The sequence below is a fragment of the Ferrovum sp. genome (genome assembly GCF_027317285.1).
GTDB lineage: Bacteria > Pseudomonadota > Gammaproteobacteria > Burkholderiales > Ferrovaceae > Ferrovum.
This window is the reverse complement of record NZ_DAHVHV010000060.1, coordinates 1-10,950: the sequence shown is the minus strand read 5'-3', so window position 1 is coordinate 10,950 and position 10,950 is coordinate 1. Positions and strand designations below refer to the sequence as shown.

7 protein-coding genes are annotated in these 10,950 nt (G+C 56.7%); 6 read left to right on the top strand and 1 reads right to left on the bottom strand.

Features of this window, described 5'->3' with window-relative positions; all coding sequences use genetic code 11:
* From M6F29_RS10285 to M6F29_RS10275, 3 genes are all read left to right on the top strand, one after another.
* Positions 1 to 953: recombinase family protein (locus tag M6F29_RS10285; protein ID WP_298159421.1), on the top strand; the 953-nt coding region annotated here is incomplete at its 5' end.
* The gene (locus tag M6F29_RS10280; RefSeq protein WP_298159419.1) at positions 950 to 1,321 is read left to right on the top strand and encodes a ParB/RepB/Spo0J family partition protein; all 372 of its coding nucleotides are present in this window, start codon (positions 950 to 952) and stop codon (positions 1,319 to 1,321) included. The genes M6F29_RS10285 and M6F29_RS10280, both read left to right, overlap by 4 nt.
* Complete coding sequence (locus M6F29_RS10275) at positions 1,318 to 1,797, top strand: LacI family transcriptional regulator (RefSeq protein ID WP_366525995.1); 480 nt, start codon at positions 1,318 to 1,320, stop codon at positions 1,795 to 1,797. The genes M6F29_RS10280 and M6F29_RS10275 overlap by 4 nt, the downstream gene beginning before the upstream one ends.
* 40 nt (positions 1,798 to 1,837) lie before the next feature.
* On the opposite strand, the gene M6F29_RS10270 is transcribed toward M6F29_RS10275, so the two are convergent.
* Positions 1,838 to 9,295, bottom strand: a complete 7,458-nt coding sequence (locus M6F29_RS10270) for a CHC2 zinc finger domain-containing protein (protein ID WP_298159413.1) — start codon at positions 9,293 to 9,295, stop codon at positions 1,838 to 1,840.
* A gap of 317 nt (positions 9,296 to 9,612) precedes the next feature.
* Here M6F29_RS10270 and M6F29_RS10265 point away from each other — a divergent pair, with 317 nt between their 5' ends.
* From M6F29_RS10265 to tnpB, 3 genes are all read left to right on the top strand, one after another.
* Positions 9,613 to 10,275 (top strand): tetratricopeptide repeat protein, encoded by a 663-nt coding sequence (locus tag M6F29_RS10265; protein WP_298159411.1) that lies wholly within the window; start codon positions 9,613 to 9,615, stop codon positions 10,273 to 10,275.
* Between the two features lie 60 nt (positions 10,276 to 10,335).
* Positions 10,336 to 10,623, top strand: a complete 288-nt coding sequence (gene tnpA / locus M6F29_RS10260) for an IS66 family insertion sequence element accessory protein TnpA (protein ID WP_298159407.1) — start codon at positions 10,336 to 10,338, stop codon at positions 10,621 to 10,623.
* A gap of 41 nt (positions 10,624 to 10,664) precedes the next feature.
* Positions 10,665 to 10,950 (top strand): IS66 family insertion sequence element accessory protein TnpB (gene tnpB, locus M6F29_RS10255; protein ID WP_298159404.1); only part of this gene is annotated, 286 nt, incomplete at its 3' end.

Genomic DNA, 10,950 nt, shown 5'->3' with positions numbered 1-10,950 from the left:
AACGCGAAGTCACGGGTGAACGCATCCGTGACAAGATTGCGGCGGCCAAGCGCAAGGGGATGTGGATGGGAGGCGTGCCGCCCCTGGGCTACGATGTCGACAATCGTCTGCTGATCGTCAACGAGGCCGAAGCGGCGGTGGTAAGGCGAATCTTTGAGGAAATGTTGACCATCGGATCACCGACCAAGATAGCGGTCAACCTGACTGCCGAGGGCATCACCACCAAGGTGTGGACGACGCAGGAAGGGCAGACCCGACCAGGGACCAGGATCGACAAGAAGTATCTCCACAAGTTGCTGCGCAACCGGATTTACCTCGGGGAACTGTCGCACAAGGGGAACTGGTACCCCGGCGTGCACCCGGCCATCATCACGCCGGATTTATGGGGGAGGGTGCATGAGGTGCTGTCCAGGGATGGCCATGTCCGGTCGGTGGAGACCAAGACCCGGTCGCGCACCGATGCGTTGCTCCGTGGTCTGTTGTACTCGCCCTCGGGCGAGCGGATGTATCCGACCTATTCCCGAAAAGACGGGCGCAAGTACCACTACTATGTGTCCAGGTCGGAGAGCCGGTTCGGCGCATCGGGTAAAACTTACGAGCGTCTGCCAGCGCTGGAAATTGAGGCTGCCATCGTTGCACAGATCAGAACGGTGCTGACCAGCCCGGAATCTGTGGCATCGGTGGTTCGCCATATCCAGCGCCACGGTGCCCAGATCGATGAAGCATCCACCGTAATTGCCATGGGGCGCATCGACAAGGTGTGGGATCAACTATTTTCCGTCGAGCGTCATCGGATCGCCAATTTGATGATCGAACGGATCGATCTGGTCCGCGCCGGTGAGGTCCAGGGCATCAAGGTGAAATGGCGGGAATTGGGCTGGAAGGATCTGATTGGGGAGTTCATGCCCGACAGCATCGGCACAGAACTGGTCGAAATGGAGGGGATGGCATGAAAGGTGACCTGGGAGCCTTTATTCCCATGGTATTGCGTCGTCGGGGTATCCAGCGGATCACCGATGATAAACGCCATGTTCACGATGTGACCCTGCTCGAGGGGTTGGCACGAGCCTTTTACTGGCAACACCTGTTGGACATCGGGGCGATGAAAACCGGGGCGGACATCGCGCAGGCAGAAGGGCTGCATCCGTCAGTCATCAATGAACTATTGCGTCTGACCTTGCTTGCGCCCGACATCATCGAGAAAATGATGGCTGGAAAACAACCGCGCCGTCTGACTTTGATGTGGTTCCAGCGCAATCGTCTGCCGGTGGACTGGCAGGCCCAACGAGAAATCATGGCCACTTTTGAGAGGGATCTATGAGCCGGGGGCATCGAGGGAAAATCAAAGGCGATCCCGTCACTTACCAGATGCCGTCACCAGCAGGCGGGGTTCAGATGGAAACATTTGTCCCCTGGACGCTGGTAAAACGAGGGCACAAGAAACAGGTCATTACCCCGCTGGATGCGCCTCAGGAATTTCTGGATGAGGCGCACCGGGAGCAGAAGGCCCGCGAATCAGCGCAGGACACCCCCCTGATGCGAGCCCTCGGACTGGCGCATCACTGGCAACGGTTGCTGGACGAAGGAAAGCACCGGACCATGACCGAGATCGCGGAGGCCGAAGGAATCGATCTCGGTCAAGCCAGTCGAATTGCCCGGCTGACCCAACTGGCTCCAGATATCGTCGAGGCGTGCATGGCGGGTGAGGGGAACGGGCTGGCGCTGGATTATCTGAACCGTCGAGTCATCCCGGTGAACTGGGGCCAGCAACGACAGAAGTTGTTTACACCCCGTTAATGGCTGCCATCGGCCTATTCTGCTCTACGTAAATTGCTCCTCAGTTTGCATCTCTAGCGTCGTTGTCCGTTCCTTCTCGATCCAGCGGTGTTTCCGGTCCCCAAGGTGGCACCCATATTGAGCAAAGTTCCTGTCCTTCTTTAAGTGTCAAATCCACCTTGATGAAGTCGACAAGTGCCGGCGGAAACTTCCTGTGGAGTTGGCCGGCATGGGGCTGTTGAGCGCGATCATGTTGCCAGCAAATCAGCCGGTCGCGCACGGCGTTGGGGTCGGAAAAAAAATTAGCGAAACTCTCCAGGTCTTCCTCAAGGATACGGTTGCCGGTTTTAACTGCCTCTTCGAGTTTCGACAAGTATTTCCTGAAGTCGTCAGGCTCCCTTGGTTTGGGCTTCATATTGCTTTGGATTGATCTCAGAGGCTCTTCCGAAGTATCAGACGGCATCCTATGTGTCCGACTAAGTTCTGCCATAACAGCATGGGCGTTAGCCTTGGCGTCTAATAGTTCGACCACCGGGAGGTAGGCCACGAGGCGCATTGGATGGGGGAGGAGTTGCGGCCGTGGCTTGCCCCCTACGACATGTACCGGGTCTAGGTCGGCCACCACCAATGCCTGATCTTTGGAGCTCAACGCATCACCGTCGCGTCCAAGATGGATGCCTTTGCTCCAGCCATGGTAGGGGGTAAGCCGATCAATCATGCCTGGAAATTCCTTCGCAAACGACGTCGAATCGGCACCGATGAAGCAACTTCCGCCCTTGAACAACTCCCCGAGAACCGCATTGCAGAACACAGTGGCCGTGGCGGATGCCAGCACACTTGCCTGCCCGGCATACCAGTAGTCGTTGGTCCGTGATGTCGCGGCTGGCACAAGCAATACCGACCGCCGGGTATGTTGGTGGGCATGGCCGATGTCCAATAGTTCGGCGAGCGACAAGACGTCGTTTAGGACGATATCGTCCCCAACTTGTTGTGGGCCTGTCGGGAATTTCTGCAGTAATTCCGCGATCTCACGTTGCAATGGTCGTATGTTCGCCGGACTGGACAGCATAAACAACTCAGAGCAGATGAGTTCCATGCAGTACTGCATTGGCGGCAGTTGCTCGGATAGAAGTTTGACCAATGCTTCGGCGTGTTTCTTGCCGACATCTTTGTCTTTAAAACCTAAAGTCTCGAGCAGTGTACTTGGCCGAAACAGAGGTGCAAGATTATCCCACCGAGGCCGAAACAGTTCGTTGACCGCCACTGCGCGATATTTCTTGCCTCGTTCCCACCGGAGAGCGGGAGGCCGCTCGGTTCCAAGCAAATCCTTAGCAACTTCTCTGGGAGGTTGCCACAGCAAGGTAAGCAGTGATGTGAAGTGATGGTCTTTATCGCGTGGGTCCAATTGCCGATAGGTACCAGCAAGCACGGCCAAGCCAGGGGCGTGTTTCAACGTCTTCCTCAACCACTCTACGGTCTCACGCCGCACCGAGTACTCCGGGAGGACAAGCAAATCCACTTTGAGGCGTTTGCATTGTTCCAACACCTCCGTCAGCAGGCGACGACGTCTGTGTTCTGGCCAACTTAGGACTTGCTCGGCCCGGCTCTCCCACAGATGTTCGCAGCCTCTTCGACAAGCATCGGCTGCGACGGCAAGTTCAGAGTTGGGGGGCAGTGACTTGCGCAACTCGTCTTTGTGCCAAGGCTTGAGCCCCAATCCATTCAGGCCCACCTCGATCAAGGGATGGCTGTAGGACTCGTCCACGCGCCATTGGAAGAGGGCCACGCGGATACAACCGGACTTCCTGAATCTATTTAGATGCACATTCTCGATGCCCGCGTCTTGCCGCCCCCCGGCAGAGGTAGCGGTCGTAGATGGCGTCGGAGGCATGTGATCGTCTGATCCCAACGTCGACGCCGTGTCGGTCAGCACACTCTGCTTGATTTCCGTCACCTTGGTGGGCGGCTCGACATTGTCTGAAGCCCGACTCGTGGAGTGGGACATCCCGAGCCATCGTGCCAACTTGTTGTCCACCACATGAACGGACAATAGTTCATCATCACCTCGCCGGTTCCGCACTTCCGTCCAGGTGACCAATCGCTCTTGGTGCCGTTCGACGCTAGCGATGCCTTCGCGCATCTGTCCCAGTTCAGTGTACTGGGACTTGCGAAGTAACCAGTGCCGCCCCCGCGCGTCTCTGAATCCATCGTCGTGGCGATTGCGGCCGTAGATAGGCGCCTGCTCCTGCTGTACCACAAGTCCAAAAGCCGCTTCGACGGCAGCGATGGATTGTGGTACCTCGTCCAGAAGAGCATTCAGCGCGGTGAGTAAGTTGCTCGTCAGTTTGGGCAAGTCTTCGAACGGCCACGCCCAACCCTCAGTGTTCTCGGCGTCACAAGGCCTTGCTGTTTCCCAGACGAGTAGTCGCCGGTACACGCTCTCAAGGCGTTTCACGGCCGTGTCAAAATCGTTTCGGATGAGGTGTTTATGGAGCAGCCCCAGCACAGCCTGCATCCATTGCCAGGGTGTGGCGAGTGCCAGTTGTGGCCAAGCGTCCTTTTGGATCCAGTCACGGATTTGAGCGTAGGACTCTTGGGGATCTCCGCGCGAGGTATCCGGTTCGAGCCAGCCTGGCGGCAGGCTATAATGCTCAGGCATGGGCTCGCGGATCAGGCCCTGCAGTGATGCAGTTAGGCCACGCAATCCGGTCGCCACAATTGCCAATGGTAGTGCACTGGTCAGTGCGGACCGTGCATCGACGTGGTCCGGGGATTGATCGCGCTCACCAAGGTGATCCCTGAGACATTGCGCGATGGCAAGCATGGCAGTGAGATCAGTCCGCATGTCGGCAGCCCCATGTGGAGCACCGAGTGGCAGAGTCTCCAACACCTTGAGGGGAATGCGGCTCAGTACCGCAATCGGCAGTTGATGCAGACGATCGCGCAATCCGTCCTGGCTTCGATCCGCTAGGCGCATCGCCATCGCGCGCGTCTCCGCTTCCGTCGTTAGCAGTACCGGAATCTGTTTGGCTAGTGGGGCACCTGATGGGAAGTGCTCCAGAATTTCAAGAGCCCGCTCCAGCGAGCGAGGTAATCCATCGACACCGTTAGTCCAGACGCTGGCTTCGGATAACCACTGACCACGCAACTTGCGCAACTGTTGGCGCAGAACATATTCCTCGACACCATCATGACCAGGCAACTGGTCGTCTCCGTCTGCTGGTGAGTTTTCGGTGCCAATGTCATGCGCCAACCCAAGTGCGTCACTAACAGCGAGACCTATGCGCCAGAGATGACCATACCCTTTTGGCACCGAAACGCTTCGCAGTGACGAACCACTGCTGCGTACCCAACCTGTAGCGCCTAGGGTACTCGACGGGATGGGCCTGCCTAGCACGAACCACTGGCGTTTTATGCCTTCACCACGCGTGGCTAGATGTGGAACCACCGGCACCACCTCGTCATCGGCTCTTTCCAATGCCACCTGTCGCTGAATGGCGTATAAGGCCCGGAAAAGGGTGGAAGCAAAACGGGTTCGGCCCACCTCAGCGTATAGGGCGACCGGGTTGGAAATTAGGGTTAAGGGTAGGGGCGTGCTGGCTTTCCATCGCTGCAGCCCTCCGCTCAACCCGGTGGGGAGGTCCCACTTCTGTGATAGCGGGTTGTTAGCGACACTTGCACTCTGATCGCTTCCCCAGAACTTGGAGGGCGGACATTGGTCTGCCTGTTCGCCCTCCTTTACCCAGAAGGCTCGCAATGTGATACTGCGTTCGGATTCGTTTGGTAACACGGCCAATAAATGTCCATTTGCGATGCCCGGCAGTGGCGGTAGTACCTGCAAGTTAGGTTCATTGCTATCCAGCAGAAATGGGTAGAGACCGAGTCTATCCCATAGTTGTTCGCGCGGAGTTGCTGCAATGATGAGCCCACGCGCGAGGTCCTCCGCACTCTTTCGCTTCGAATGAGTCTCCCCCTCATCCGTATCACTGAGCTCCTGCGCCGGAGGCAATGAGCGAGCCTTGTCTAAGGGTTTCAAAAGTAGATCGCGGACCTTGGCTGAGATGCGTGTCCTGTCTTGGCTTTCAACCAGATCTCGGTTCACTAACGGCCTCAACGCCGACTCCGGATCGAACGGCATCCCTGAAGTGATTGGCTCTGGAGGTGCCATAAAACGCGCCGTTGCGAAGCAGAACCACTGTTCCAGCGTAATTCGATCTCTTGTGCTTTCGATCTGTCGATCCTCGAAGACAGCCTTCGGATTGATATGGCGGCGCGCCTTCCAAGTGATCAGGTCTTGCCGACGCATAAGATGTGACCGATTGCGCTCGGCGTTAACTGGGGGAAAGAAGTCGGTGCTGCATACCAGTTGCGCTAGGCGCTCCATGTTTAACTGTTGTTTCTGCACCTGTAGACGTGTCCGTCCCTGTTCCAGCCACTGGTCCATATCGAACAGCCGGTCCAAGCCCTCCATCGCAGCAAGGACGGAATACCCCACCCGTCTAAAGTCGGCCTCCCAGGCATGCCCCTCCGTCACTTGGGACCAGACCTTCCAGTAGCGCTCCCAGACGCCCTTTTCGTCCCACGAGTCGGAGTCTGCCACTGTCATGGCCAGTTGCCACCAAAGCAAGCGTGTGCATTTTCCTAGGTCATTCGGCCGCAAGTCGGGAGCCAGCATTGCCTCCCGCACTGTCTCATGCACCTTATCCGGTTGATCCAGCACCCCAGGATGCCGAAGTAGGCGCAAGGCCGATTGTCGGCTTAGTTTAGGACCGTCGTCACCGAGTGCCCAACCCCACTCGCCATCACCCGTCAGTGGTGGCTCCCAGGTCGGGGTTGACGCGGCAAAATTTCGGCCCTCATTCAGATGCTGGATAATTTCGTCGGGTGACATCGGAGCGATGGTGTCGCCTTTACCTATCAAGGTCAGCTCCAACTTGCTGGCCGCTTCCTGCACCACCTGTCTTAGCGTGGAGAGCAGTTCCTCACTGTCGGCCAACAGGACGATGTCATCTACATACCGTGCGTAGCCAATGCGTGGTGCCGATCGCTCCCCTGAATCACGCCGTACATGACGTTGCATCAGATCGTGCGCGGCAGCATCGACGGGAAACATGGCGATAGTGCCGATCCACGCCGACAGCACCGGCCCTTGCGGAATGCCGATGTTGCGCTTCGAGGTTTTCACCTCACCCGTGTCGGGGTCACGGTAACTGTGTTCGAAAAGGCACTGACAAATCCGGTCGACAAGACGGTTCTCGAGATGCTCTCGACCCTCGGGACCTAGCAATTCGGTCAAAAACTCGCTACCGACAAGGTCGCGAGCCGATCTAATCGGCTCGAGTAGTTGGTCACGTACCACATACTGGCAGATGTTGTCGTAGTACCGCTTTGCGTCCAACCGCAAGACATGCACCTGCCCACCGATGCGGTGAGTCTGCCTGCCAATAGACTCCATGAAGTCCCGCCAGCATTCGCCGAAGGGCCTGAACATGCCCTGGTCACTTGGTGTGCGCAGGCCCTCCAGGACTTCCATGTCCACCTGATATGCAAAGCTGAGCGTGGGCTCGGCGATGTCAGTGGCCTGCTCTTGGGTAGACCATCCACTGCCGGTGACACGGATACGGCGCTCTGCGCGGTAGTACCGGACAGCGGGGATCAGATCTGAGAATGTCTCGCCATTGCCATGCACGAAGTCGTGGCGCTCAGTCAACAATTCGTTCATCAACACCTGTTGCAGCACTAGGTCCGACGGATGGGGCATCGCCTTGCGCCTAGGGTCAGCCAAATCCTTGGGGGCGGTCGAGAATTTACGCGGCAGGTGAATGGCTTCGAAGGGCGCGGCCGGCTGGAGGTGGCGTGATGAAGACTGCAGACACTCCGAAAGGAGTTGATCGAACACGCTGGCTCCGACATCCAGATACAGCCAGTTCGGCTCGTCACAAGGCAACTCACCCCGCCGGGAGCCGTGATAGGCTAACAACCGTGCGTGGTTACGGCGTGCAACTTGGTTGGTGAGAAAGAGGCTGTCTGACAACGAAGTATGGTCTCCCCCCCTTTTGGCTTCCGCGTTCGACAGTGCTGCGATCAATCCAATGAGCCACGCCGGTTGTGTCGTCCCCGCAGCACCCAGTCGATCCGACCACGAACTGACCGAACTGGACAAGCGTCGAAGTGATCGAATGATGTTGAACAGTACGCGCTCACGGTGGTAGAGATTGAGCTTCTGCCATTGGGCATCATCCAAATCACCTGTGTCCTGACTCCCTAACTCCTCCAGAACCAAGGCAGCGATGGCTGAGGTGGCCAAATTGTCGAGCGATTTGCGCGCCGCATCTGGCGTCAACGCCGGCACTTTCAGGCGTTCGTCCGGGTCTTTTCCAGAGTGAAGGCCAGCACGATGAGCGTCCTCGTCGCTGCATCCCACCCATTGCAAGGCGACACCGTGGAGGCGCAACAGTTGCCTCACCGCTCGAGCACTGGCGCGCAAGCCCGCCGAGTCGTGGTCCAAGAACAGTCGAATCGTCAGTACGTGGTCATTGGGCATCGCCTCATTGGCGACTTTTTCTAGGGCATCAAGTTGCTCGCCACTCAAACTTGTACCCATGAGTGCGACAGCAGGCAGGCCGAGCGAGCGCAGACGGATAGCATCGAAGAAACCTTCGACGATGTACAGCGTGTGCTCGGTGTCACTCGTTTTGGCTTCGCCACGCAAAGCCGCAAAGGCGTGGTCAGCATTGAACAGGTGTTTGGACTTCTGCAGACCGCGCGTCAGCAGGTATTTTGGGGTGCCTTCATCTGGCCCCTTATTCACGCTTCGGCCCGCATAACCTTCGACCCGACTTTCCTGCGTCCGAATCGGAATAACCACGCGACGGTCAAAGAAGAAGTCTCTAAACTGCTCTTCAAGTGGCAAGAAATAGGAGGTACCATCATCTTTGCGCGGTTGCCGCAACCGGACCACAAGGCCCATGGCCTCCAGTTCGTCCGTTAGAGGTAACTGCTTGTCCAACGGTAAGCCTTGCAAAGCCTGAACTAGCAGGTTTCCAGATACCATACGCAGGCCCAGTTTAGACAGGAACTCTGGAGAATACCCACGCCCGTTCGCCCAATCGGAAAAAGCCGCCACTTCATGGGCCGCAGCGTATACTTTCTCGACAAAGGCTCTGGCTTCTGCCCCCTTGTCGCGCACAGGCGCGCGTCCGGTGCCGGTACGGCCGTGACGTTCGGGCTGGACCCCGAACGTGCTCGCCAACCAACGCACCGCCGCCTCGAAGTCCGTGCCTTGGGCTTCCTTAACGAGATCAATCGCACTGCCATGAGCATTGCAGGTAAAACAGTGGAAGTGCGGCTGACTCGCTCCGTCAGACGGAAAAAGGCGTAGCGACGGATGGGTATCAGCATGAAACGGGCACAAGGACAGATAAGTGGCGCCTTGTGGCTTCAGTTCCAGTCCGAGTCGCATTGCTACTTCTGGCAGGGGTGCCTTGCGCAAAAGTTCGTCCAAATTGAACCAGTCCATTAATCCCCTCTTCCCAGTACAATCTGGAGCACATAAATTACACCAATTGTAGCAGGGGCTCATTGCTATGCCCATTCATGCTTTCATCTTTGACCTGTGTGGTCATTACCCTGCTAACACTCATTGCCAATTTTCAGGCCACCCCGTATGATGAAACATCAGTGATTGAGTTTTCCACCAGACCAAAGTTAGGGGCACCAGGGGTAGTGCTTGACGGGGGCTAATGTGCATCTTCGGCACGATTTTTTGTCGAATTTTTCGGCGATGTTTTTTTTCTCAAAATTAGTGTTGTTTCACGCTAAACCATCGAGGTAACAATGCGTATCAACAGACTGGTTTTAATTATCGCATTGGGTTTTGTCGCGACAAGTCAACTCTTTCCAATTTGTGCTAGTGCAATGAGCGGAAATGATGGTGATGCATTACGAGTACAAGCCGGCAAAGGTGGTGCTTCTGCTTTACAGCAATTGCAGAAAGCGGCATTAATTGGTGATTCAGTGGCCGAGTTTGAACTTGGCTTGTTGTACTACAACGGCCAAGGTGTACCCCAGGATTACGCTCAGGCCATCCAGTGGTTCAGAAAAGCCGCTGACCAAGGGGATGCTGACGCACAGTACAATCTTGGTTTGTTGTACGACACCGGCCATGGAGTGCCCCAGGATTACGCTCAGGCTGTCCAGTGGTTCAGAAAAGCCGCTGACCAAGAGGTTGCTGATGCCCAGTACAATCTTGGCGTGCTGTACACCAAGGGTTACGGCGTGCCACAGGATTACGTTCAGGCTATCCAGTGGTTCAGAAAAGCCGCTGACCAGGGGTTTGCTGCCGCACAATACAATCTTGGCTCGTTGTACTACAAAGGCCAAGGTGTGCCCCAGGATTACGCCCAGGCTGTCCAGTGGTACACAAAAGTTTCTGACCAAGGAGATGCTGACGCACAGAACAAACTTGGCTCGCTGTACTACAACGTAAGCGTCCGGTGAAGCCACCTGTTAATTTGGAAATGGCTGAGGCACTCTGTGATTTTCACGGAGGGATAGAAAATGGGATTGGAATCGAGAAGGCTGGAGTGGGAACGACGGGTGGCGGACTGGAAGGCAAGCGGACTGACGCAGAAGGAATACTGTGCACGCGAGGGGGTTGGGTTTTCGAGCTTTCGCTACTGGGCATCGCGTGCACACCGTGAGGGGAAGAAACTGACGCTGGTGCCGGTGCGGGTAACGGGTAGCATGGCGGGGGGAGTAGTGATACGAGGTTCCCGAGGGTGGGAATGCGTGGTGGCAGAAGGGATGTCGGTGCAGTGGGTGGCGGATTTGTTGCGCGCACTATGATCGAGGCCGGAAAAATCTGGCTGGTGTGGGAGCCGGTGGACATGAGAGCCGGGATTGATCGTTTGTCCGGTTGGATTCAGGAGAGTTTGGCGCGTTCTCCCTGTGATGGGACGGCCTATGTCTTCCGTAATCGCTCGGGTAACCGAATGAAACTGCTGCTGTGGGATGGCAATGGGGTGTGGTTGTGCCAGAGGCGTCTGCACCGGGGAAAGTTCGTGTGGCCTCGTGAAGGGGAGCGGGTTCATACCTTGGATCAGGAGCAATGGAAATGGCTGATTGCCGGGGTGGACTGGACCCGTGCAAACACTCGTCCAGATACTTTGTGGC